This is a genomic window from Bradyrhizobium sp. cf659, from assembly GCF_900113725.1.
Classification (GTDB): Bacteria; Pseudomonadota; Alphaproteobacteria; order Rhizobiales; family Xanthobacteraceae; genus Bradyrhizobium.
Map to the genome: position 1 here is coordinate 918,067 of NZ_FOQJ01000003.1, position 24,377 is coordinate 942,443.

The 24,377-nt window shown below is 66.1% G+C and carries 22 protein-coding genes; 10 read left to right on the forward strand and 12 right to left on the reverse strand.

Annotated elements, in window-relative coordinates; all coding sequences use genetic code 11:
• Positions 1-85 precede the first annotated feature (85 nt).
• From BM118_RS18395 to BM118_RS18415, 5 genes are read left to right on the forward strand one after another with little or no spacing between them, the layout of a single operon-like run.
• Complete coding sequence (locus tag BM118_RS18395) at positions 86-418, forward strand: antibiotic biosynthesis monooxygenase family protein (protein WP_092186890.1); 333 nt, start codon at positions 86-88, stop codon at positions 416-418.
• A 27-nt stretch (positions 419-445) separates the two neighbouring features.
• A complete protein-coding gene (gene hutX, locus BM118_RS18400) occupies positions 446-949 on the forward strand; it encodes a heme utilization cystosolic carrier protein HutX (protein ID WP_092186891.1) in 504 nt (167 codons plus the stop codon).
• A 27-nt stretch (positions 950-976) separates the two neighbouring features.
• Positions 977-1,753 carry a tonB-system energizer ExbB gene (gene exbB / locus BM118_RS18405; protein WP_092186892.1) on the forward strand — a complete coding sequence of 259 codons (777 nt, stop codon included), beginning with the start codon at positions 977-979 and terminating at the stop codon, positions 1,751-1,753.
• 3 nt (positions 1,754-1,756) lie between these two features.
• The gene (gene exbD / locus BM118_RS18410; RefSeq protein ID WP_092186893.1) at positions 1,757-2,203 is read left to right on the forward strand and encodes a TonB system transport protein ExbD; all 447 of its coding nucleotides are present in this window, start codon (positions 1,757-1,759) and stop codon (positions 2,201-2,203) included.
• Positions 2,203-3,033: a TonB family protein gene (locus BM118_RS18415; protein WP_092186894.1), complete on the forward strand. Its 831-nt coding sequence runs from the start codon at positions 2,203-2,205 to the stop codon at positions 3,031-3,033. Before exbD ends, BM118_RS18415 begins: the two co-directional genes overlap by 1 nt.
• Before the next feature lie 55 nt (positions 3,034-3,088).
• Here the strand turns inward: BM118_RS18415 and BM118_RS18420 are convergent, their stop codons facing one another.
• The 5 genes from BM118_RS18420 to BM118_RS18445 all read right to left on the reverse strand — a co-directional run bounded on the left by BM118_RS18420 (position 3,089) and on the right by BM118_RS18445 (position 9,225).
• Entirely contained in the window at positions 3,089-4,444 is a 1,356-nt protein-coding gene (locus tag BM118_RS18420; RefSeq protein ID WP_092186895.1) for an esterase-like activity of phytase family protein, read from the reverse strand.
• A gap of 267 nt (positions 4,445-4,711) precedes the next feature.
• Complete coding sequence (locus BM118_RS18430) at positions 4,712-5,608, reverse strand: carbohydrate ABC transporter permease (protein WP_092186897.1); 897 nt, start codon at positions 5,606-5,608, stop codon at positions 4,712-4,714.
• Entirely contained in the window at positions 5,601-6,557 is a 957-nt protein-coding gene (locus BM118_RS18435; RefSeq protein WP_092186898.1) for a carbohydrate ABC transporter permease, read from the reverse strand. The genes BM118_RS18430 and BM118_RS18435 overlap by 8 nt, the downstream gene beginning before the upstream one ends.
• Positions 6,558-6,752: 195 nt before the next feature.
• A complete protein-coding gene (locus BM118_RS18440; protein WP_092186899.1) occupies positions 6,753-8,096 on the reverse strand; it encodes an ABC transporter substrate-binding protein in 1,344 nt (447 codons plus the stop codon).
• Positions 8,097-8,181: 85 nt separating this feature from the next.
• Entirely contained in the window at positions 8,182-9,225 is a 1,044-nt protein-coding gene (locus tag BM118_RS18445) for a C-terminal binding protein (RefSeq protein WP_177234417.1), read from the reverse strand.
• A gap of 254 nt (positions 9,226-9,479) precedes the next feature.
• Between BM118_RS18445 and BM118_RS18450 the strand changes: the two genes are divergently transcribed.
• Positions 9,480-11,165, forward strand: a complete 1,686-nt coding sequence (locus BM118_RS18450) for a methyl-accepting chemotaxis protein (protein ID WP_092186901.1) — start codon at positions 9,480-9,482, stop codon at positions 11,163-11,165.
• 274 nt (positions 11,166-11,439) lie between these two features.
• Here the strand turns inward: BM118_RS18450 and BM118_RS18455 are convergent, their stop codons facing one another.
• The 3 genes from BM118_RS18455 to BM118_RS18465 all read right to left on the reverse strand — a co-directional run bounded on the left by BM118_RS18455 (position 11,440) and on the right by BM118_RS18465 (position 14,259).
• Positions 11,440-12,417, reverse strand: coding sequence for a Bug family tripartite tricarboxylate transporter substrate binding protein (locus BM118_RS18455; protein WP_092186902.1), 978 nt, complete (start codon positions 12,415-12,417; stop codon positions 11,440-11,442).
• Between the two features lie 97 nt (positions 12,418-12,514).
• On the reverse strand, positions 12,515-13,450 hold the full coding sequence (locus tag BM118_RS18460) for a DMT family transporter (RefSeq protein ID WP_092186903.1): 936 nt from the start codon (positions 13,448-13,450) through the stop codon (positions 12,515-12,517).
• 173 nt (positions 13,451-13,623) lie between these two features.
• The gene (locus BM118_RS18465) at positions 13,624-14,259 is read right to left on the reverse strand and encodes a TetR/AcrR family transcriptional regulator (protein WP_092186904.1); all 636 of its coding nucleotides are present in this window, start codon (positions 14,257-14,259) and stop codon (positions 13,624-13,626) included.
• Between the two features lie 73 nt (positions 14,260-14,332).
• Here BM118_RS18465 and BM118_RS18470 point away from each other — a divergent pair, with 73 nt between their 5' ends.
• Positions 14,333-14,737: a hypothetical protein gene (locus BM118_RS18470; protein WP_092187055.1), complete on the forward strand. Its 405-nt coding sequence runs from the start codon at positions 14,333-14,335 to the stop codon at positions 14,735-14,737.
• A gap of 122 nt (positions 14,738-14,859) precedes the next feature.
• The gene (locus BM118_RS18475; protein WP_092186905.1) at positions 14,860-15,264 is read left to right on the forward strand and encodes a VOC family protein; all 405 of its coding nucleotides are present in this window, start codon (positions 14,860-14,862) and stop codon (positions 15,262-15,264) included.
• Positions 15,265-15,300: 36 nt separating this feature from the next.
• Here BM118_RS18475 and BM118_RS18480 read toward each other — a convergent pair whose 3' ends face one another.
• The 3 genes from BM118_RS18480 to mgtA form a co-directional block, all read right to left on the reverse strand.
• A complete protein-coding gene (locus BM118_RS18480; RefSeq protein ID WP_092186906.1) occupies positions 15,301-16,233 on the reverse strand; it encodes a DMT family transporter in 933 nt (310 codons plus the stop codon).
• Positions 16,234-16,387: 154 nt separating this feature from the next.
• Positions 16,388-17,950: a phytoene desaturase family protein gene (locus BM118_RS18485; RefSeq protein ID WP_143099485.1), complete on the reverse strand. Its 1,563-nt coding sequence runs from the start codon at positions 17,948-17,950 to the stop codon at positions 16,388-16,390.
• Positions 17,951-18,116: 166 nt separating this feature from the next.
• Positions 18,117-20,615 (reverse strand): magnesium-translocating P-type ATPase, encoded by a 2,499-nt coding sequence (gene mgtA / locus BM118_RS18490; RefSeq protein WP_092186907.1) that lies wholly within the window; start codon positions 20,613-20,615, stop codon positions 18,117-18,119.
• A gap of 360 nt (positions 20,616-20,975) precedes the next feature.
• Between mgtA and BM118_RS18495 the strand changes: the two genes are divergently transcribed.
• Together BM118_RS18495 and BM118_RS18500 are read left to right on the forward strand one after the other, a co-directional pair.
• On the forward strand, positions 20,976-22,268 hold the full coding sequence (locus BM118_RS18495; RefSeq protein ID WP_092186908.1) for an adenylosuccinate synthase: 1,293 nt from the start codon (positions 20,976-20,978) through the stop codon (positions 22,266-22,268).
• A 37-nt stretch (positions 22,269-22,305) separates the two neighbouring features.
• The gene (locus tag BM118_RS18500; RefSeq protein ID WP_092186909.1) at positions 22,306-23,922 is read left to right on the forward strand and encodes a hypothetical protein; all 1,617 of its coding nucleotides are present in this window, start codon (positions 22,306-22,308) and stop codon (positions 23,920-23,922) included.
• A gap of 119 nt (positions 23,923-24,041) precedes the next feature.
• Here the strand turns inward: BM118_RS18500 and BM118_RS18505 are convergent, their stop codons facing one another.
• Positions 24,042-24,323, reverse strand: coding sequence for a hypothetical protein (locus tag BM118_RS18505; RefSeq protein WP_349528744.1), 282 nt, complete (start codon positions 24,321-24,323; stop codon positions 24,042-24,044).
• Positions 24,324-24,377 lie beyond the last annotated feature (54 nt).

A 24,377-nucleotide genomic window follows, 5' to 3' on the forward strand; every position in this document is an offset into this window, starting at 1 on the left:
CAACACCAGCAACTCCCGCCGGGCCGCGCTGATGCTCCAGCGCGGCTTCGGCGCGTTTTCGTCTTGATCAGAAGGAGAGACTCTTATGTTCATCGCCATGAACCGGTTCCAGGTAAAGAAGGGCGCGGAGACTGCGTTCGAAACGGTCTGGGCTACGCGCGAATCCTATCTCGGCAGCATGCCGGGCTTCGTCGAGTTTCATCTCTTGAAGGGCCCGGAGGCCGAGGACCACACGCTCTACTCGTCGCACACCACCTGGGTCGACAAGGCGGCGTTCGAGGCCTGGACTCGCTCCGAGGAATTCCGCCGCGCCCATGCCCGCGCCGACAACCGGACCGGCGACAGCCTCTATCTCGGCCATCCCAAGTTCGAGGGCTTCGAGGTGATCCAGAGCGAAGGCAAGGCCGCGGCCGCCTGAGGTGGCGACGCAGGAGAGGAGCTGGACATGTTGAGCACCGATCTCGCCGATCTCAAGGCGTACATGGCCGACAATCCCGGTGCGGTGATCGAGGACGTCGCGCGGGAGCGCAAGGTCACCCCGCGTGCGGTGATCGAGGCGCTGCCCTCGTCGATGGTGCGCATGGGAGGCGGCGAGCATTTTGCCGCCGCCATGCAGGACGTCGCACAATGGGGCGAGGTCACGCTGATCGTGCACACGGATGACGCGATCTTCGAATTTACCGGATCAATCCCCGCGGGTGAGATCGGCCGTGGCTATTTCAACCTGATGCAGCCGAAGGGATTGCACGGACATCTCCGCCACGAGCGCTGCGCGGGTGTTGCCTTCGTCGAACGTCCGTTCATGGGCAAGAATTCGGCCTTCGTCGCCTTCGTCAATGCCGACGGCGGCATCATGTTCAAGGTCTTCGTCGGCCGCGATGAGATCCGGGCGCTGCGTGGAGACCAGTTGGCGCGGTTCCGCCAGCTTGCGGACCGGATCGCGGCATAGCTTCCCTCTGTCTGTCGGGAGATCAGGATGCAAGGCAAGTCCAGGCTTCGGCACGTGATCCTAACAATCGGGCTGGCGCTCGCGCCGGCGCCGGCCTTCGCGATCGACGAAGCGCTGTTGCCGCGCAATCTGTCGCCCTGGGGCATGTTCATGGGAGCCGACATCATCGTGAAGGCGGTGATGGTCGGACTGGCCTGTGCCTCGCTGGTGACGTGGACGGTGTGGCTCGCCAAGACCATCGAGCTGCGCCGCAAGAGCGCGCTCGCCGTGCAGCGGACGCGTGCGCTCGAGGGCAAGATGAAGCTGGCGGAGGCGGCGGAGCGGACCTCAGGCGCGCACGATGCGGTCGCCCAGCTCATCCAGTCCTGCGCGAAGGAGGCGGAGCTCTCCTGCGGCATTATCGATGACGGTCTTCAAGAGCGTGTGGCGCTGCGGCTGGAGCGGGTCGAGGCCGCGATGTCCAGGCAGATCGCGCGCGGCACCGGCGTGCTCGCGACCATCGGCGCCACCGCGCCGTTCGTCGGCCTGTTCGGCACGGTCTGGGGCATCATGAATTCCTTCATCGGCATCTCCGAGAGCCACACCACGAGCCTTGCGGTGGTGGCGCCCGGCATTGCGGAAGCATTGCTCGCGACCGCGCTCGACCTCGTCGCCGCGATTCCGGCGGTGGTCATCTACAATCATCTCGTCCGCGGCATCGCCAACTACCGTGCGCTGCTCGGCGATGCCTCGGCGCAGCTCATGCTGCTGGTCAGCCGGCAGCGCGACAACCGAGAGTTCCGTCTGGCACGGGCAGCGGAGTAGGCCATGGCTGCCAAGCTCGGCGCACGTTCCGGATCGCCGCTCAAGCGCGGCGTCCCTGACGATCTCGATGTCACCCATGAGATCAATGTCACGCCGTTCATCGACGTGATGCTGGTGCTGCTGATCATCTTCATGGTGGCAGCCCCACTCGCGACCGTCGACATCGGTGTCGAGCTGCCGGCGACCGCGGCCGAGCCACAGCCGCGGCCGGACAAGCCGACCTTCGTGACGGTGAAGCCCGATCTCACCGTTGCTGTCGGCGAGGACACAATGGCCCGCGATGGTCTTGTCACCGCGCTCGATGCCGCCACCAAGCGCCGCAAGGACGAGCGCATTTACCTGCGCGCCGACAAGACCGTCTCCTACGGCGACTTGATGGAGGTGATGAACACCTTGCGCAACGCCGGTTACCTCAAGGTCGCCCTGGTCGGCCTTGACGGACGCAACTGATGACCGCGAACGCTTTTGCGCTGCACGAGCCGCTCGGCGAACGCGAAACCGCGCGCTGGGGCGGATCGGCGGCGGTGATCGTGGCGCTCCATATTGCCGCTGCATTGCTCGCGATGAATTGGCTGAAGCAGATGCCGGACCAGGGTGTCAACATGCCGGCGATCCTCGTCGACATGACGCCGGAGACGTCGGCGCCGCAGTCGACGCCGCTGGATATCGCACCGGGACCTGTGATGGAGCAGGCGGATGCGTCGCCGCCCGAGCCGGTGCAGCAGCAGGCGGTCGAGGAGATGATTCCGCCGACACCACCGCAGGAAAAGCCGGACGTGGTCGCGCCGCCGGAGCAGAAGTTCGAGCCAAGCCCGCCGAAGCCGGAGCCAATGAAGGTTACGCCGGTGGAGAAGCCAGCCCCGGCGAAGCCCAAGGTGGTGCGCCCTGACGCCCGGAAGCCGTCGGAGGCGTCGCCCGCCCCCCGCACCAGCGCGCCGCCGCGTGCGGAGCGCGAAGCGCCGCTGGCCTCCGCCGTGAATGCGGGCTCAGTGGCATCGACGATGGCGACCTACAACCAGCGCGTCCGCGCGCATCTCATGCGCTTCCATCAGTACCCGACGAGCGCCAACGGACAGAAGGGCGTGGTCACGCTGAACCTTACCCTCGGTCGCGGTGGTCAAGTCTTGTCCAGCCGCGTCGGCGGCTCTTCGGGCGTCGCGGTCCTCGATGCTCAGGCCATGGCCATGGTGCGTCAGGCCCAGCCATTCCCACCCGTGCCGCCCGAGATCACCTATGCGACAATGCTCATCAAGGTCGGGGTGAAGTTCGGGGACCGGTGATTGGCGACGACCTCCTCTCCCGCTTGATGCAGGAGAGGAGAGACCGGACGGCGACTCACTTCGCCTTCAGGAAATCCGCGACCTCGAGCAGCATGAACTCGTCGTCGTCGGCCTTGTTGGGATCGCGGCTGGACGAGAACGGCAGGTTGTTGTCGTTGCCGACGATGATGTGGGTGTCGTCGACGCGATCGACGTTCTCGATGGTGAAGAACGGGAAAGTGTAGACGCCGTCGTTGAGCGGCTTCTTCGCCTTCTTGTCGGGATCCCGGATCTTCATGAGGTCGATATAGCCGATCTTGCGCACGGGCTTGCCGACATTGGCGTCCGAGAGCTCGATCTTGTAGACGCGCTTGAACTTGGCGAGATCGGGGAAGCAGTTCTCGCCGCGCTGGCCTTGCGGGCAGGCCTTGTCGGCCGTGCCTTCGCCATTGTCGCGCTCGATGACGAGGCCGGCCGTGGGATCGATCATGTTGAAATCGCCGATGGCATTGCCGTTTTGCTCGAACACGTATTGCCAGTAGCGGCCGGTGAACTTTTCAGCAGCGACGTCGAACTCGAGGATGCGGGAGGCTTCCTTGCCGTCGACCTTCTCCCAGTCCTTCTTCTCCGTGTCCCACAGCGGGCCCTCGAGCAGGCCGTAGAGGAACTTGCCGTCCTTGGACGAGGCAAAGCCCTCAAAGCCCTTGGAGCGGCGGAGGTTGACGTTGGTGTAGGTCGCGCCCGGCGCGCCCGGCGTCGCCACCGCCCAATGATCGGGCGAGCGTACCGGCTTGCCGTCGGCAACCGTCTCGAACACACCGAGGATCTTGCCCGATTTGTCGGCCTTCAGGATGTAGGGGCCGAACTCGTCGCCGATCCAGAACGTGTCGCCGATGATCTGGAAACCTTCGGTGTCGAAGTCTGAGCCGGTGAGGTAGCGCTTCTGGGTATCCTCGTGCACGATGCGGAAGGGGACCTTCTTGTCGGGATCGTGCAGGAAGATCGTCTCCTGCCGCTCGATCTTACCGCTCGCCCAATCCATCTTGTAGCGGTTGAGATACAGCATCGAATCCGGCGAGTTGGCGCGCGCGCCCATGCCGTTGTCGGTGATGACCCAGAAGCTGCCGTCGGGCATATGCTTGATGCCGGAATGGCCCTGGAGCGGCTGGCCCTTGAACGGTAGCGAGACGCCGGTGGTCCGCTCGAAGGACTTGCCCATCACGGTGCCGAGCGCGTCCACGCGCTTGCCGGTGGTGTATTTGCCCGAGGTCTTGAGATCGGCCGGGGCATCGGCGGGGGCTTCGATGAACGACTCGGCCGGCATCACCACGTGGCCGGCGAGCTTGGCCGGGAATTCACCTTCGCTCTGCGCGAGCGCTGGGCTGGCGATGAGAATGATCGTTGCGACGGTGCTGAGAAAAGTCGCGCGCATGTGCGTCTCCTGTTGGCGGACGCACGCGTTATGCGGATCGCTTGTTGCAGTTTTGTGAAACCGGGCCAAACGCCGCAGGCATCTTCGCCTCTCCCCGCTTGCGGGGAGAGGCCGGAATTTGCGCTAGCAAATTCCGGGTGAGGGGGACTCTCCGCGAGTCCGTCTCTCACTGTCTGCGCGGACAGAGCCCCTCACCCCGCCCTCTCAGCGCGAGCGAAGCTCGTCGCGGTCCCGTAAGAACGGGGAGAGGGGGACGAGAGAGCGGGATTACTCCTTGACCGCGCCGGTCAGCGAGGACACGTAATAGTCCACGAACAGCGAGTAGAAGACCGCAACCGGCAGCGAGCCGAGCAGCGAGCCCGCCATCAGCGCGCCCCACTGGTAGACGTCGCCGGTGACGAGCTCGGTCAGGATGGCGACCGGCACGGTCTTGTTGGCGCCGCTCTGGATGAAGGCGAGCGCATAGATGAACTCGTTCCAGGACAGCGTGAACGAGAAGATGCCGGCCGAGATCAGGCCGGGCACCGCGAGCGGCAGCGTGATCCGGCGCAGGATCTGGAGCCGCGTCGCGCCGTCGACCAGCGCGCATTCCTCGAGCTCGTAGGGGATCGACTTGAAATAGCCGATCAGGAGCCAGGTGCAGAACGGCACCAGGAAGGTCGGATAGACCAGGATCAGCGCCATCGGGCTGTCGAACAGGCCGAACTGCACCACCACGGTGGCGAGCGGTATGAACAGGATCGAGGGCGGCACGAGATAGGCGAGATAGATGCCGAGGCCGACATAGGGACTGCCACGGAAGCGCAGGCGCTCGATTGCATAGGCGGCAAGCGTGCTCGCGACCAGCGACAACGTGGTCGAGCCGATCGCAACCAGCATCGTGGTCCACAGCCAGCGCGGATAGGCGGTGTCGAACAGGAGATGCTTGATGTGCGCAAGGGTCGGCGAGGAGATCCAGAACGGATTGTGCGCCTTGTAGTTCATCAGTTCCGCGTTCGGCTTGAACGACGTGATCGCCATCCAGTAGAACGGAAACAAGAGGATCAGCACGAAGCAGCCGAGCGGCAGGTAGATCATCATCAGCCGCCGCAGCCCGGAATCCCAGGCCATGGTGTCGGGTGCCGCTTTCGCGTCGGCGGTGGCTTGCGCGACGGTATCAGTCATTGCTCTCTCCCTGCTGCCATTTGCGGCGCGCCAGGCCGAAATAGGAGAACAGTGTCGCGAACACCAGGAACGGGATCATCGACACCGCGATCGCGGCACCTTCGCCGAGCTCGCCGCCGGCGATGCCGCGCTGGAAGGCCAGCGTCGCCAGCAGGTGGGTGGAGTTGCCGGGGCCGCCGCGGGTGATGGCGTAGACCAGCTGGAAGTCGGTGAAGGTGAAGATGATCGAGAAGGTCATCACGATGGCAAGGATCGGCATCATCATCGGGAAGGTGATGTAGCGGAAGCGCTGCCAGGCGCTGGCGCCGTCGAGCATCGCGGCCTCGTAGAGCGACGGCGAGATGGTCTGCAGGCCCGCCAGCAGCGAGATCGCGACGAAGGGAATGCCGCGCCAGATGTTGGCGGCGATCAGCGAAAACCGCGCCGGCCAGGGCGAACCGAGGAAGTCGACATTGCTCGACCGCCAATGCAGCACGTCCACCAGCAGATAGGAGATGATCGAGAATTGCGGATCGTAGATCCACCAGAACGCCAGCGCCGAGAGCACCGTCGGCACGATCCAGGGCAGGAGGATGATCGCCCGTAGCAGGCTCTTGAACGGAAAATGGTTGTTGAGCAGCAGCGCGAGCCAGAAGCCGAGCGCGAATTTCCCGAAGGTTGCGATTCCGGTGTAAATGACGCTGTAGAACACCGCGTTCCACCACAGGGGGTCGGTGAGCAGATACTGGAAGTTCTCAAGACCTACGAAGACGCCCTTGCGGCCGATCGTGGTGTCGGTGAAGGCGAGCCAGATGCCGAGGCCGAGCGGATAGGTCAGGAACACCGCGAGCAGTCCGATCGCGGGTGCAAGGCACATCACGATCAGGAACGGCTTGTAGTCGAACAGGCGTACGATCCAGCCCGGCTGCCGCTGTGTCAATTCGGGGGAGGAGAGGGTGGTCACGGACATCAGTTTGTTGTCCTGTCGTTGAAGTTCACCACACCGTCATTGCGAGCGAAGCGACCGGTCCGCCGAAGCCTTGGCGAAGGCGGAAGCAATCCAGTTTGTCTCCGCGGTCATAGTCTGGATTGCTTCGTCGCCAGCGCAAAATTGCTTCGCAATTTTGTCGCGGGCTCTTCGCAATGACGGCCGCGCCGCCGGGCGTTACTTCTGCCGCCGGAAGTACCGCTTGCAGCGCTGTTCGGCTTCCGCGGCCGCGGCCTCCGGCGTGGCAGCGCCGGTCGCGACCGACGCGCACATCTGAATCAGCACGTAGTCGGCGCTGACGGCACCGGTCGCCGTCGAGATCGGGCCTCTGTAGCCGTCATAATAGGTGCTGTTCATGGTGTCCTTGAACAGCTTCACCTTGGGGTCCTGCGACCACACGGCGGCATCGGCATAGGCGGCCAGTGGCTGGGACCAGTAGCCGGAATTGGCATTGAGCCACGGCTCGTACTGGTCCTTTTCCAGCATGAATTGCAGGAAGGCCTTTGCGGCGTTGGGATACTGGCTGTGCTTGAACAGCATCGCGTTCAGCGTCAGGCCCGCCATCGGCGAGATCTTGGCCACGCCCTTCGGCAGCAGCTGATGCTCGCTGTCGTCGGCGATCGCCTTGGTCGCCGGATCGTTCTTCAGCGAGAAGTACAGCGAGACGCCGTTGGCGGTCAGCGCGATCTCCTGCGAGGAGTAGGCGCGGTTGTTGCTGACGTCGTTCCACGAGGTCGTGCCGGCGATGAAGGTCGGGTAGAGCTGCTTGACCCAGTTCAGTGCGGCGATCGTCTCCTTGCTGTTGATGATGACGTTGCCCTCGTCGTCGAGCAGGGCGGCGTTGTGTGACCACAGTGCCCAGTTCGCGAAGCCGTTGCCGTCGCCCTTGGCGTTGCCGAGTGCGAAGCCCGCCGGCTTGCCGGCCTTCTGAAGCTTCTGGCACAAATCGAGGATCCCGGCATGGTCTTCCGGCACCTTGTCGAAGCCGACCGATTGCAGGATCGATTTGCGGTAGATCAGCGGACCCGCGGTGGCGCCGAACGGCAGTCCGATCCAGGCGTCGCTCTTGTTCCTCTTGCCGTAGCGCTGCGCCAGCGGCAGCCAGCCGCCGTAACGCTTGCCGACATAGTCGGCGACGTCGGTCAGCTCGATCAGCTTGTCGATGTAGATGTGCGGTGCATCGGAGAAGCCGATGATGATGTCGGGACCGGCACCGGAATTGGCGGTCACCGCGGTCTGCTGGTTGATGTCCTCCCAGCCGACGAAGTCGACCTTGACCTCGACCCCGGTCTCCTTGGTGAATTTGGCTGCATTGGCGCGGAATACGTCTTCGTCGGCCTGGACGAAGCGCACCGGCCGCAGCATGCGCAGGGTTGCGCCCTTCTCGATCGGCAGTTTCGGTGCGGGGACGTCCGCGGCCTTGATCGTGGATTGCGCGTGCGCTGCAACACCGGTTGCCGCGAGCGTCGCAGCGGACAGGCCGAGCGCCAAGGCGTCACGACGTGTGAGGTCGTTCCTCATCAGTTCCTCCCTGTTGTCTCCCTTCCCGGCGTTGATCGCCGGTGAAGGGTCTTTCCGGTTTCCGGCGCGTCGTGCGGCCGGCCGCCTAGCTGTTCGGCCCGCGATCCATGCTGACGGGCTGCCAGCGGCGGAGCGCGGTGCTTTGCAACACCGACGGATTGACGCAGCTTACCGGCCACATGCCCTGAAGCACCAGTGACAATTCGTAGCCCACGCGGCGCTTGCGTGCCTCGTCGAACCGTGCCGAGGCCGAGGCGACATGCGCGGTCAGGGTCACGTTCTCCATGCTGAGGATGGGATTGTTGTGCGAGGGCGGCTCCTTCTCCAGCACGTCGAGGGCGGCGTGCGCGATCCAGCCCTCTTGCAGCGCCTTGATCAGGCTCTCCTCGTCCACCGTGGCGCCGCGGCCGGTGTTGATGAAGATCGAGCCCTTCTTCATCTGCCGGAAGTGCTTCTCGGTCAGCATGTGATGCACCTCGGGCCGCGCGGGCGCGTGCATCGAGACGAAGTCGGATTGCGACAGCACCTCGTTCAGCGTCGCGGGGATGACGCCGTGGTCGTACATCAGCGTTTCCTGGATGAAGGGATCGTAGGCCATCATGCGCAGGCCGAACGGCGCGGCGCGCTTCGCAACTGCACGCGCGACGCGTCCGAACGAGATGAAGCCGAGGGTCTGGCCCATCAGCCGCGGGATCTTCAGCAGCGCCGGTCGGCCCTCGGCCCAGCGTCCGTCGCGCACCATCCTGTCCTGCTCGACCAGGCGGCGGAAGCCGGCAAGCAGCAGCATCATGGCATGGTCGGCGACCTCCTCGATGAAGGTGTCGGGGATGTTGGTGACGGGAATGCCGCGTGCGGTGGCGGCCTTCACGTCGACGCTGTCCACGCCGACCGAGCCGAGCGTGATGACCTTGCAGCTCTCCAGTGCGTCGATGATGGTCTTGGTGATCGGGATGCCCTTGGCATAGATGGCGTCGGCGTTCTTCGCTGCGGCGATGAACTCGGCCTCGTTGGCCGGAGCCTCGACGATCTCGGCGTCGATCGGATCGAGCGCCTCGCGCTCGTAGGAATAATCGCTGCCCGCGACCGTGAAGCTCGCGCCCTTCGGCGTCACCACCCTGTATTTCGGCATTGCCTGCTCCCGATTTGGTTTGTCGGTTCTTGTTGCGGCCCGGCCTTCTAGGCGGGCCTTTGCGTCTTTTACGCGAAATCGGGGTGCATGCGTACAATCGCCGGTTGCCTGCTTGACCATTATTCGCAGCTTTTCGCGGCACCGTCCGGCCTTCTACGGAGGCACGTAAGTAACTTGCTAAGGGGTCGCACACTAAAAGTTGATTCAAATTAAAAAGGTCTGCGCTTCAGTCCGCGCCACCCGAGGAGCCCATCGTGAAGTTGAGCAATCTGAAGATCGCCCCCAAGCTTGGCATCCTTGTCGGTGTTACCCTGTTCGGCCTGTGCATCTCCGGAGTTCTCGCCGGATATCTGATGAAGCGCGAGATGGTGAATGCACGCATCGACCAGACCAAGGCGATCGTGGAGATGGCCCGCAATTATGCGGCTGCCTTGATGAAGCGCGTCAGCGCCGGCGAGATGACCAAGGATGCCGCGCTCGCGGACCTCCGCCGCTACGGCAACTCCATGACGTATGACAAGAACTCCGGTTATCTGTTCGGGACCACCTATGACGGCATCACGCAGCTTGCGCCGGATCCGAAGGTGATCGGCCAGAACCGCATGGACGTGGAGACGAACGGACGCAAGCTGTCCCGCGAGATCATGGACGGGGTCAAGGCCAGCGGCGAGATCCTGCTGTTCTATGAATACATGAAGCCCGGCCAGGACAAGCCGATCCGCAAGCTCGGCTACGCGGTCGCCGTCCCCGGCTTCGACATGTATCTCGGCACCGGCGCCTATCTCGAGGATATCGACGCCAAGATGGGGCCGATCTACTGGCTGCTCGGTCTCGCCATGCTCGGCATCGTCATCGTCGCCGGCAGCGTCGCCTGGCTGATCGGCCGCAGCATCAGCCGTCCGCTGGCGCTGCTCGGCGCCCGCATGAAGGATCTCGCCGACGGCAAGCTCGAGGGCGACATTCCCGGCGTCGGCCGCGGCGACGAGGTCGGCGCGATGGCCGCGACCGTTCAGACCTTCAAGGACAACGCGGTCCGTATTCGCGACCTCGAGAAGACCGAGGCGGACGCCAAGGAACGCGCCGCGGCGGATCGTCGCAGTGCGATGGAAGAGATCGCCAACGACTTCGAGCGCAGCGTCAACGGCATCGTCCGCTCGGTCTCCTCGGCCGCGGCCGGCATGCAGAGCACGGCGCAGTCGATGACGGCGACCGCGAGCGACGCCTCGTCGCGCGCGGCGACCGTCGGCGCGGCCTCGCAGAAGGCCTCCGGCAATGTCGGCACGGTTGCCGCCGCCGCCGAAGAGCTGTCGAGCTCGGTTGCGGAAATCTCCCGCCAGGTGACGCGCTCGACCGAAGTGGCGAGCCGCGCGGTCAACGATGCGGAGCGCACCAACGCCACGGTGCAGGAGCTCTCCACCGGCGCGGAGAAGATCGGCGAGGTGGTCAAGCTCATTCACTCGATCGCGGCGCAGACCAACCTGCTCGCGCTCAACGCCACCATCGAGGCGGCGCGCGCCGGCGAGTCCGGCCGCGGCTTCGCCGTCGTCGCCTCCGAGGTCAAGGCGCTCGCCAACCAGACCGCGAAAGCCACCGAGGAAATCTCCGCCCAGGTCGCGGCGATGCAGACCTCGACCAGCGATGCGGTCGCGGCGATCGGCGGCATCACCCAGACTATCGCCGAGATGAGCGAGATCACGGCGGGCATTTCCGCCTCGATCGAGCAGCAGGGCGAGGCGACCCGCGAGATCGCCCGCAACATCCAGTCGGTCGCGGCCGGATCGAACGAGATCAATGCCAATATCGGCAGCGTCACCTCGGCCGCGGAAGCGACCGGCACCGCGGCCACCGATGTGCTCACCAACGCCCGCGAGCTGGACAGCCAGTCCGGCGCGCTGCGCAGCGCGGTGGACGGCTTCCTCGCCAAGGTGCGTGCGGCGTAAGCCGTCGCACAAGGCTGCCATCAACAGCGACGTCATGCCCGGGCCTGTCCCGGGCATCCACGTTCTTGGGCACCTTATGTGCGGATGCGCGTGGATGGCCGGGACAGGCCCGGGCATGACGGCGAATGCGGAGCGCGCAGCTCTCGTGCCCCGGACGCGGCGCAGCGCTTCTTCAGCGGTGCGCTGCAGAGCCGGGGCCCACGCTTGCGGCAGTCTGGGTCCCGGCTCTGCGTCGCGTCATGTCATGCCGCGCCGCGTCCGGGACACGAGCGCGTCACTGCTTCTCGATCTTCGCGTTCGTGATCAGCTTCTCCCACAGCACCAGCTGCTCGTTCACAAAGGTGCCGAGCTGCTCCGGCGTGCCTGAGAAGGCATCCATGCCGAGGGTGGCGAGTTGCGCCTTGATCTCCGGCTTCTCGACGATCTTCCTGATCTCGGCGTTGAGCCGCGTCACGATCTCCTTCGGCATGCCGGCCGGGCCGAAATAGCCCTGCCAGGAGGAGATGTCGAAGTCCGGCACGCCGGCCTCCTGCATCGAGGGCAGGTTCGGCACCAGCGGGGAGCGGTCCTTCGTGGTGACCGCGAGCGCGCGCAGCGCGTTGCCGTTGACGTGCGGCAGGCCGGTCAGGATGTCCACGAACATCATCGAGACGCGGCCGCCCATGACGTCGTTGAGCGCCGGCGGCGAGCTCTTGTAGGGCACGTGCAGCAGGTCGAGCCCGGCATTGTGCGCGAACGTCGCACCCGACACGATCGCCGAGGACGAGCCCGAGGCATAGCTCAGCTTGCCGGGATTGGCCTTGCCATAGGCGACCAGCTCGCCGACGGTCTTGGCCGGCACCTCGGGGTGAACGACCAGCATGAAGGGCAGATCGCCCGTGCGCGCGATCGGGGTGAAATCCTTGACCGGATCGTAAGTCAGGCTCTTGAGCAGGTAGGGATTGGCCGAATGCGTGGTGTTGGTCGTCACCAGCAGCGTGTAGCCGTCGGGGGCGGCGCGCGCGACAAAGGTCGCCGCGATCATGCCGTTGGCGCCCGCCTTGTTCTCGATCACGATGCCGACGCCGAGCGCCTGCGACAAATGCTGCGAGATCAGCCGCGTCGTGGTGTCGGTGCCGCTGCCGGCCGCAAACGGCAACACCAGCGTGATGTTGCGGCTGGGGTAATTGTCGGCCTGTGCGGTGGTCGAGGCGGCAAGGCAGAGCGCGGCCGTGCCGATGGTGCGCAGGTTTCGAATCAACGCTGAAAGCATGTCTGGTCGTTCCCTCATTTTCGTTGGCGGGGAACCTAGCTTCTCTTTATTGGAATCGGAAGGCTCGAGTTTGTCGCGTTGCATCCGCGGCGCGGAATTACGTCGCCGCCGAGCCCCGGCGCGAGGCGATGACGACGCCGGCGAGCACCAGCGCGTAGCCGATCAGGTGAAACGGCCGGAGCTTTTCGCCGAGCAGCAGGATCGCCATCGCCGAACCGAACACTGGCACGAGATGGAAGAACGGCGCGGCCCGGTTCGGCCCGATCAGCGCCACGCCGCGGTTGAAGAAGAGGTAGGCGAGCGTCGAGGGGAAGACCAGGATGTAGCCGAGCGTCGCCAGCGTCACCCCGTCGAATTGCATGACGTTGCCGCGCCAGGCCTCCCAGACGGCGGTGGGCAGCAGCATGATCGCGCCACAGCAGGTGGTGAAGGACAGGAAGGAGAGCTGATGGACCTTCGGCCGGCGCGGGATGAAGGCGGAGTAGAGTCCGAATGCCACCAGCGAGGACGCGAACATGATGTCGCCCCTGTTGAAGCTGATGCTTGCCAGCGCCGCGAGGTCGCCGCGCAGGATGATGGTCAGCACGCCGAGAAGCGAGATCGCGATGCCGGCGAGCTGAGCACCGGTCAGCCGCACGCCGAACAGCGCCAGCGACCACAGCGCCACGAACAGCGGCCCGGCCGACTGGATCAGCAGCGCGTTCAGCGCTTCCGTGTATTGCAGCGCCCAGTACGAGATCGCGTTGTTGAAGGCAAAACCCACCAGCGACAGGAACAGCATCAGGGGCAGGCTCTTGCGCAGAGCCGGCCAGTCGCGCTTCAGATGCGGCCAGGCGAACGGCAACAGGATGAGGAACACGCCGAACCAGCGGATCGTGGTCACCGTCAACGGCGGCACATGCGCGCCGACATGGCGCGCGAGCACGATGTTGGCGGCCCAGAACAGCGAGCTCAGGCTGAGCAGCAGATAGGGCTGGTTGTTGAGCCAACTGGCCGGATTCGAGGCTGGTGGCGCTGGCGAAGCGATCGTCATTGGGGTCGGATGCAACTTGCGCCGGATTGCCGTCGTGACACAAGCCACGCGACCGCAATGCTACAATGCAGGCATGACCTGAGGAGGTGCCTTTGGCGGTCAATATGTTGAACATCGCTGCGCCCGGCGCGTGATCGTCGCGACGAGGCAGTGAGACGAAGAGCCGCCGCAGCCTACTTCTTCTTCCGCCCGGCAGGCGCATCCGGCATCGACGCATCGACAGCGGCGTGGCAGGCCGTCTGCAACAGGCGGCAGACCTCCTCCGTCGACCGCCGCGGGCTCAGCGCCGCGAAGGTCGGATAGCTCGTCAGGACGAAGATCAGGTCGACGGCATCCTGCACGGCTCGCTTTGCGGCACGGCTCTCCGTGATGCGTGTCACCAGTCCCGTCACAAGCTCACGCCGCCGCTCGTTGCGCGCGACCAGCGCAGTGCCGAATTCGGGATCGGTTGCGATCGCCTGGTTGAGGCCGCCGATCGCAGGGTCGTGCGCCCAGAAGGTACAGAAAATCGCGACGACGCGATCGAGCGCGGCGCGGGGGTCCGGCAACGCCATCGCCTCGGCCAGCTCGAACAGCCCGCCCTGCCGCGCGATGTCGTCGAACACGGCCTCCAGCAGTCCGCGCCGCGATCCGAACTGGTTGTAGACGGTCAGCCGCGTGACGCCGGCCTCCTTCGCCACCACGTCGAGCGAGAAGTTCGCGATGCTCGCATCCTTGCGCAGCAGGCGCGCACCGGCCGCGATGATGCGTTCGCGCGTCTCCGCGGTCGCGGAGGCGCGGACCGAGCTCACATAGCTGCGCTTCGGCATCGCCCTGCCATTGTCTTGACGTATTGATTATACATATTGTATATCCAATTTAGAAGCCGGTTTGGAGCTTGCCATGCAGACTGCCCTCGTGATCGCGCTGTCGCTTCATGTGTTGTCGTCCGTGTTCTGGGCCGGATCAAGCTTTGCGCTGGCGCGAACCGGAGCAGCGGGGGGCGAGCAGCTCGTCGGTCCGCAGCTCGGCGCGGCGACGATTGCGATCCTCACCGGCGGCTATCTCGGGCATCTCGTTCATTCCGGCAGTTTTGGCGCGGCCGAGCAGGTGCTCGCGCTTGGTGCGGTTTGTGCGCTGATCGCCGCCGGCATCCAGGCCGCGATCGGTCCCCGTGCGCTGCTGAGCTTGCGCCGTGGCACGCGTGAGGCGGCGGATGTGCGTTCGCGCATCGCGACCGCCCAGCGCGTGGCCGCCGCTCTGCTCGCCATCACCGCCCTCTGCATGGGCGCGGCGCGCTACGTCTAGGGTCTCATTCATTCAAGGTAACAGCTGACGGCGAAGCGCCGCAACGGCCTCGAGGCCGGTAGGCAATTCGCAAGCAGAGCCTTGCAAGAGCGCGGCATCCCGCCGCTGAAGAAGGAAAAGCAATGTCCAGGATGATTCTGTTGAACCTGCCCGTGCGCGATCTCGCCGCATCGACGGCGTTCTATGTGGCGCTCGGCGGCACGGTGAACCCCCAGTTTTCGGGCGAGAATTCGACCTCGCTCATGGTCACGGACGCGATCGGCGTGATGCTGCTGACCCACGATCACTACCGCCAATTCACCAAACGTCCGATTGGTGATCCGCGCCGCGACAGTCAGGTCCTGATCGCTCTCACGGTCGATGACCGCGACGCCGTCGATGCAACGCTGACTCGCGCGGTGGCGGCGGGCGGTCGCGCCGATCCCAATCCGGCTCAGGATCTCGGCTTCATGTATAACCGCCACGTTGAAGATCCGGACGGCTATGTCTGGGAAATCGTATGGATGAACCCATCGGCGAGCACCTGAGCGCAGACGATTGCGCGACGAGCTTACGAGGCGAGTCTAACTCGCCTGCTTCCTCGACGCCGCGAACACGCCCGACAGCACCAGGGCGAAACCGATGAAGTGGAACGCCTGCGGACGTTCGCCGAGGAAGACCATCGCCATGATCGAGCCGAACACCGGCACGACGTGGAAGAACGGCGCGGCGCGGTTGGCGCCGATCAGGCGCACGCCGCGATTGAAGCAGAGATAGGCGAGCGTCGAGGGGAATACCGCGACATAGAACAGGGTGAGCAGGTTCGGCCCGTCGAGCTTCATCACCGGCCGCGCGGCCAATTCCCAGATCTCCAGCGGAATGAGGCAGGCGGCGCCGGCACCGAAGGTGAAGGCGAGGAACGACAGGCCGTGCATCGCCGGCCGCTTCAGGCTCAGCACCGAATAGAGCGCGAAGATCAGCAGCGCGAGGAGGAAGATGAGGTCGCCCTTGTTGAACTCGATGTTCGACAGCGTGGTGAAATCGCCATGCAGCAGGATCGTCAGCACGCCGCACATCGACAGCAGCACGCCGAAGGCCTGTGCCGCGGTGAGCCGGATGCCGAGGATCGCCAGCGACCACAGCGCCACGAGCAGCGGCGCGGCCGACTGGAGCAGCAGCGTGTTGAGCGCCTGGGTGTGCTCCAGCGCCCAGTATTGCAGCGTGTTGAAGGCGCCGATGCCGGTGATCGAGAGCGTGACCATCAGGCCGAGCTTGCCGCGGATCGCGGGCCAGTCCTGCGCGAGATGTTTCCAGGCGAACGGCAGCACGAGGAGGAAGGCGAAGAGCCAGCGCAGGAACGACAGCGTGACCGGCGGGATGTGGCCGGCGGCAAGCCGCCCGACGATGGCGTTGCCGGCCCAGCACAGCGCGGTGATGCTGAGCAGCAGATAAGGCTGGTTGGCGATCCAGTTGTGGCCGGGCGTTGCGGCGCTGGTGGTCTGGCCGGTGGCGGACATTGTGATTGTTATGGCCCCGCGTCATGCGCCGAGGCCCCGGCCCGGCGGCACCCGGGCCGGCTCATCGCCCGGCACCGTCCAAAGACACGGAAATATGCCTGATATCAATGGGGCAGATGCATCGCCATCATGCGCCGCGCGAAGCGGCGGAACTTCACGAGGCCGCCTGCGCGCCGCGTGGCCCCGCATTGGGGAGCATCGCTGCCCGTGCGGCCCAACCTCCGCCGAGAATCGCGCCGGTAAAGCCGCCGCCGCCCGTGAACGCCGAGGCGAGATAAAGGCCGTCGATGGCGGTCGTCGGCATTGGCTTGAATCCGCGCGTCTGCGGTGCGAAGCCGTAGATCGCGCCGCCGGGCGTGTTGAGGTAATGCGCGAAGGTTTCGGACGTCGACATCTCGCGCTGCACGACCGCGTCGGCGATTCCGGGATAATTCCGGTCCAGATCGGCAATGACGAGGTCCATCCAGCGCTCCTTGCGGCAGCGCTTTGCTTCGGCGGGCAGACCGGTCCAGTTCGCGAGCCGGTCGACGCCGACGAGCGCGCCGAGATAAGGCGGTCTCTCGTTCAGGCCCGTATCGATCCGATCGTAGGCGACGAAGCCGTAGGGGGGGAGACGTGCCGGCGAATCCTCGCCCAGCAGTGCGCCGGCCTCGCGGAATCCGGAGAGTTTCGTCAACCACCCCGGCAGCACGCTGGTCGAATAGTGCCTGACGCCGAAATCGCCGGACGGCCGGCTGAGACCGATCGCGATGCTCCAAAGTGAGATCGATGGTTGCCGGTCCTCGTAGCGCGACAGGAACGCGGCGCGCTTGTCCTGCGGCAGCATCGAGGCCAGCACGGAGGGCGCCGCGTTGCCGAGCAGAACCGGCGCCAGCTCCTCGCGCACGTCGTCGGCCCCCGTCGCGCGATGACGCACGCCGCGGGCGCGGGTGCCGTCGACCAGAATGGCCTCGACCTCGCGCCCCGCCTCCACCGCACCGCCGGCGTCGCGAATGATCGCGATCAGGCGATCGCTGAGCGCCTGCGATCCGCCGCGGACATAGTGTCCGCCGCCGACGAGATAGGAGGCCTGCGGAATCGCAAACTGGATGAAAGGCATCGTGTCGGGATCGTCGGTGTAGTAGCTGAGGTTGGAGGCAAGCGCGAGTTTGATCGCCTCGCTGTCACCGAACAGGCGGGTGAGCACTTCGCTCAAGGTCGCATGCCGGTCGCGGATCAGCGGCCACAGGCGCCACGGCAATGTCGGCGCGTTCCAGAGCCACCAGTCGCGGTCGTCCTGATGCTCGCTCATCAGCGCGACCGCCTGCCGGACGGCGTCGATGCGCTCGAAATATTGGGCGATGCCCTTGGCGTGCGCCGGAAACTGCGCCTTCGCCGCGGCCGTGGCGGCTTCGATGCCGTGCGGCATCACGAAGGGGCGCTCGAACAGAGGGCTTCGCACCTCGTGCAGCGCGCCGACATCCACGAAGGGCAGATCGCGATCGATGCCGAGCGCACGCAGGATCGGAAGCTTGGGATCGGAGGCGTCCAGGCCGTCGATCTCGTGCAGCGAGGCCTCGATCGCGAGCTGGCCGTGACGATAGACCGTGGCCGCTCCCCCGAAATTCTGGTTGCGCTCGAGCACCAGAACCTTGTGGCCTGCGCGGGCGAGCAGGGCCGCCGCGGTCAGGCCGCCGAGCCCCGATCCGATGGTGATGGCGTCAAAGCTGCGTGACATCTCGGGTGACCTCGCTGCAACATGGCGGCAGACGCCTAGTCGCCTCCATGGCTCCCGGTTCCATACTAGTAGCGCGCAGCGGGGGGCGCGATTGACCTGCGTCAATCGCTGTCGGTGGAAATTTGTGCGGGTCCGAACTGATCTGAAATATCGCGGTCACAAATCTCTATCGCTTGCGTTTGCTGCGGATCGCAAACGGCTTCACCAGTTCGGCACAGGCAAGATAGGCCACCACCAGAAGCGCGATGCCGACCATCATCAGTGGCGGCGGCGCGACAAAGCCGAACCAGGTGCCGACCGGCGTGAACGGCACGACCATCGCGACCAGCAAGGCAATCAGCGACGAGGCCGACAGCACTGGATCGGGCCAGTTGCGCCACGGTCGGCCGTTGGTGCGGATGACGAAGATCACCAGGATCTGCGTCGCCATGGATTCGATGAACCAGGCGGTGCGGAATTCGCCGGGCGATGCGTGAAACAGCATGATAAGGGCGCCGAAGGTCAGGAAGTCGAACACCGAGGACAGCGGTCCCATGATCGCGGCGAAGCGCGCCAGCCGCGTCATGCTCCAGACCTGCGGCTGCGCGGTGGCCGCGCGCGAGACCCGGTCGAAGGGAATGCCGAGCTCGGAGAGATCGTAGAGCAGGTTGTTGAGCAGGATCTGCGTCGGCAGCATCGGCAGGAACGGCAGCACCATCGAGGCGATCGCCATCGACAGCATGTTGCCGAAATTCGAGCTCGCGCCCATGCGGACATATTTCATGATGTTGGCGAAGGTGCGCCGTCCTTCCTCGACGCCGTCGGCGACGACCTCGAGATCCGAAGCGAGCAGGATCATGTCGGCGGCGGCCTGCGCCACGCCGGTCGCGCCGTCGACCGACAATCCGACGTCGGCAACCTTCAGGGCCGGTGCGTCGTTGATGCCGTCGCCAAGGAAGCCGACCACTTCGCCACCCGCCTGAAGCGCCTTCACGATGCGCGATTTCTGGTCCGGCGCGAGGCGGCCGAACGCGTCGGTGGAACGCACCTTCACGGCGAGCGCTTCGTCGCTGAGCTGTGCAATGTCGGCCCCCGACAGCACGCGCGCGGGATTCAGCCCGACCAGGCTCGCGAGCCGCTTCACCACCACGGGGTCGTCGCCCGAGAGGATCTTCAGGCCCACGCCGCTTGCCGCGAGCCGCGCGATTGCGGCTGCGGCCGTCGGCTTCGGCGGATCGGCGAAAGCGCAGAAGCCCTCGAAGACGAGATCGGTCTCGTCCTCCGTCTCGACCTCGCGTACCGCCCCGCTCCACGCCCGCGAGGCGATCGCCACGGTGCGCAGGCCCTCGCTCGCGAGCTCGCGCACGCGCGCCGTCGCAGCAGTGCGCGCGCTCTCGTCCATCCTGCACAATGCGAGCACGGCTTCCGGCGCACCCTTGACGATGAGCAGCGTGCCTTCGGGGCCGGTGGCGAGCACCGATCCCAGCCGGCGCGAGAAGTCGAAGGCCTGCCGCCCGGCCAGGGTCCGGCCCTGCGCGGCGTCCGGCCGGCCGGCGACGAGGGCTGCATCGAGCGTACCGCGGTCGCCGCCGAGCGATGCCGCGATGGCGCCGAGCTGCGCGGCGCGGGCATTGTCCTTGCCCTCGGCGTCGAGGCTTCTGGCGAGCGTGATCTCGGCCGAGGTCAGCGTGCCCGTCTTGTCGGTGCACAGGACCGTCATGGCGCCGAGATCGTGGATCGCGGCCAGCCGCTTCACGATCACCTTGCGGCCGGCCATCCGCAGTGCGCCGCGCGACAGCGTCACCGTGGTGATCATCGGCAGCAGCTCCGGCGTCAGCCCGACCGCGAGCGCGACCGCGAACAGCAGCGAATCGAGCACCTCGCGGCCGAACACGACGCGGACGGTGAGCACGACCAGCACCAGCGCGAGCGTGGCCCGCGCGATCACGAGGCCGAACTCGCGCAAATCGCGCTCGAAGGGGGAGGGCGCCTGCGTCTCGGCGAGCGCGGAGGCCGCCGCGCCGAACACGGTGTCGCGGCCGGTCCTGACGACGAGCGCGATCGCCTCGCCGGTCTGCGCCACGGCGCCGCGGAACAGGGCATTCGACGTGTCGTCGGGGTCGGTCGCGGCGCCGGCGCGCTTCTGCACCGGATAGGGCTCGCCGGTGAGCGCGGCTTCTCCGGCCGTGAAGGCGGTGCTCTCCAGGATCAACGCATCCGCCGGGATGATGTCCCCGGCGCGAACGCGCAGGAGGTCGCCCGGAACGACGTGGTCGACGTCGATCTCGCGGAAGGCGCCGTCACGCCTGACCTCGGCCTTGAGCGCCACCGAACGGCGGAGGATCTCGGCGGCGCGGACCGCGTGGCCCTCCTGGATGGTGTCGAGCCCGATCGAGAGCACGAGAATCAGGACAATGATGAGCCCGCCGATGTCGTCGCCGGTCAGCATCGAGACGATGCCGGCGACCAGCAGGATCAGCGACAGCGGCTCCAGCAGCCGGCGCAGGATCGCACGCGCGGCCCCCTCGATGCGCGGCGGCGCGTCGCTGTTCGGCCCGAAACGGCCGAGCCGTGCGGCGGCCTCGGTCGCGGTCAGGCCCTGCAAGGAGCAGCCGAGCTCGGTGCAGAGTGCATCCGGCGGCAGGCGCCAGAACTGGTTCGCTTGGCTGTTCGGTGGCTTGGTCACGGCGTATCCGACATGAAGGCTTCCAGGCCCGGGAAGGGTAAGCTGGGGAGGTGACAGCCATCCCTTGGCGCAATCGCGGGCCGGAACGGTTGATGCGTGTCAATTCCGCTGCCGCCGGGCCGCCAACCTTTCAGGATTTTAAGGGGATATCAAAGGCTTGGAGTGCCTTCCCGACCTCGAAAAAGCCCCGTTCTTGCTTGCCTAGAGAGGCTGCTTCCTTTATCCGGTTGGCTGCCTTGCGTGCGAGCGGCCCTGGGCCGCAGAGAGGGCTTGGCGCAGGCATGATCCCGGAGAAGTGGGCACCGGTTTTCCGCGAGGATCATGCCTCCTAGAGACAGATTGAACAGGGATTACCCGCGAATGGCCAATGTTGTCGTCGTCGGCGCCCAGTGGGGCGACGAAGGGAAGGGCAAGATCGTCGACTGGTTGTCGGAGCAGGCGGACATCGTCGTCCGTTTCCAGGGCGGCCATAACGCCGGCCACACGCTGGTGATCAACGGCAAGACCTACAAGCTCGCGCTGCTGCCCTCGGGTGTACTGCGCGAGCACAAGCTGTCGGTGATCGGCAACGGCGTGGTGTTCGATCCCGCCGCCTTCCTCGACGAGGTCACCAAGCTGCGCTCGCAGGGCGTTGCCGTCTCCCCGGAAAATCTGCGCGTCGCCGAGAACGTCACCCTGATCCTGCCGCTGCACCGCGAGCTCGATGCCCTGCGCGAGTCCTCCAACGCGGCGACCGCGATCGGCACCACCCGCCGCGGCATTGGGCCTGCCTATGAAGACAAGGTCGGCCGCCGCGCCATCCGCCTGATGGACCTCGCCGACCTCGACACTCTGCCGCACAAGATCGACCGGCTCCTGGCTCACCACAACGCCTTGCGCCGCGGCCTCAATCTGCCGGAGTTCGACGGCAAGGATATCCTGAAGGAATTGACCGCGCTGGCGCCGCAGCTGCTGCCCTATGCCGAGACGGTGTGGCGGCTGCTCGACATCAAGCGGCGCGAAGGCAAGCGCATGCTGTTCGAGGGCGCGCAAGGCGCGCTGCTCGACGTCGACCACGGCACCTATCCCTACGTCACCTCGTCCAACACGGTGGCGGCGCAGGCCGCGACCGGCTCGGGCCTCGGCCCCGGCGCGGTCGGCTACGTGCTCGGCCTGTGCAAGGCCTATACGACACGCGTCGGCCAGGGCCCGTTCCCGACCGAGCAGGACAACGCGATCGGCCGGAAGATCGGCGAGCGTGGCCGCGAGTTCGGCACCAATACCGGGCGGCCCCGGCGCTGCGGCTGGTTCGACGCCGTGCTGGTCCGCCAGGCGGTCCGCACCTGCGGCATCAACGGTCTCGCGCTGACCAAGCTCGACATCCTCGACGGCTTCGATTCGATCGAGGTCTGCACCGGCTACAAGCTCGACGGCAAGGAGATCGACCACTTCCCGGCCGGCGAAGGCGCCCAGGCCCGGGTCGAGCCGATCTACGAGACCATCGAGGGCTGGAAGGAGCCGACCGCCAGTGCGCGCTCCTGGGCCGACCTGCCGGCCCAGGCCATCAAATATGTCCGCCGGATCGAGGAATTGGTGGGGTGTCCCGTCGCGCTGCTTTCCACCAGCCCCGAACGCGAAGATACTATCCTGGTGCAAAATCCGTTTGAGGCTTAACGATATCTTACCGGGACGCGCGCATAGTTGAGTAGAAATGGCTGATTACTATCCGCTGATCGCCCGCGCTATTGCCGCCCTGGACCCCAACGCTCCCGGCGAAAGCCGTCGCGCGCTCTATGAGCGGGCGCGCACGGCGCTGATCGCACAGCTCCGCAGCGTGCAGCCGCCGCTCTCCGAATCCGAGATCACGCGCGAACGGCTGTCGCTGGAAGAGGCCGTCCGCAAGGTCGAATCGGAGGCCGCCCAGCGTGCCCGCGAGGCCTCGCGCCCCGGTGGCGGCACCCGCAGCAGCGGCAGCGGCGATGCCTTCCGCCGGGCCAGCACCCGTGCCACCGAGGGCAACCCGGCCGCAGCTCCTCCGGCTGCTCCGCCGCGTGCCCGTCCGGCGCCGACGCCGCCGCGCGCCGACCGCCCGTCCTTCAACGTCGATGACCAGGGCGACGCCCAGCGTCCGTCGCGCGCGCCCCGTTTCGACGCGCCGCGCCAGCCGGGTCCGCCGGCGATGCCGGAGCCGCCGGCCCCTCCACCTGCCGGACGCGATCGCGCGCCTGGGCGCCGCCCGCCGGACATCGGACCTCCGCCGCCGCTGCCGTCCGCACCGGGCGTTCGCGGCTTCCGCGACATCACCGCCGACGTCAACGATCTCGGCGGCGCCGCCGCGCAGGCCAATCGCGCCGCGCGCCGCACCTATGCCAACGTGCCCTCGCCCTCGCCGGAATTCGACCGGCTTGAGCCGAGCCTGGAGAACCGCGCCGGCGAGGGCGATGCGCCCTATTCCTATGACGAGTCGATCGAGGAGGCCGAGCGCTATGCGCCGCGGGCCGCGTCGACGCGCCCGCACATCCCCGTCCTCGATCGCGACACCAAGAAGCCCAAGCGCGCCCGCTCCGTCTTCCCGTTCAAGAGTGCGATCGCCGTCGGCATCGTGCTGATCCTGGTCGGTGCCGGCATTCTCTGGGGCAAACAGCTGGTCCAGATCGCGAACGGCCTGCTCAAGTCCTCGCCGACCCAGGTGGTTGAGGCGCCGAAGGATCCGTCCCAGCCGCAGAGCAAGCCGAAGATCCCCGATCGGGTCGGCCAGCCCTCGGCCAGCGACCAGCCGGTCGCGCCGGTGGCGCAGAAGGTCGTGCTCTATGACGAGGATCCGTCCGATCCGAAGGGCAAGCAATATGTCGGCTCGGTGGTGTGGCGGCTCGAGCCGATCAAGGCGTCGGGCAACCAGAAGGCCGACGTCGCCGTGCGCGCCGACATCGAGATTCCCGACCGCAAGTTCAAGATGACGATGTCGTTCCGCCGCAACACCGACTCCTCGCTGCCGGCGAGCCACACCGCGGAATTGACCTTCATCCTGCCGCAGGATTTCCCGGGCGGCAGCGTCTCCAACGTGCCCGGCATCCTGATGAAGTCGAACGAGCAGGCGCGCGGCACGCCGCTCGCGGGCCTCGCGGTCAAGGTCACCGACGGCTTCTTTCTGGTCGGCCTGTCCAATGTCGACGCCGACCGCGCCCGCAACGTCCAGCTCCTGAAGGAGCGTTCCTGGTTCGACGTGCCCCTGGTCTACGCCAACCAGCGCCGCGCCATCATCGCGATCGAGAAGGGCGCCCCCGGCGAGCGCGCCTTCAACGACGCGTTCGCGCAGTGGGGCGATTAGGATACCCTGTCATTCCGGGGCGTGCGCAGCACGAGCCCGGAATCCATTGTGCAGCACGTGACATAGAGAAATGGATTCCGGGCTCGACGCTACGCGTCGCCCCGGAATGACCTGCAGACCTACTGCGCGGCGGCTTCCCGCTTGCGCGATGCCGCGGTGGCTGCGTGCTCGCGGTCCATCACGGCGCGGCAGCCGGGGCTGACCTGCGCCTTGTTCCGCACCATGCAGGCGGTGATCCGCGGGATGTCGGGGATTTCACTGGAGCACAGCCGCATCGCATCGCCCGAGCACATCTGCTGCGCTTCGGGCGAGAAGGCGAAGCCGGGCGATGTCTGGAATGCGACGGCGGTGGTGGCGAGGGCGAGGGCGAAGAGAGTTGCGATGGTCTGGTTGCGTGTCATGTCGAATGCGTCCCCGAGGTCCGTGGGCTTGAGCCGCTTGGTTTTGGGGCGCCG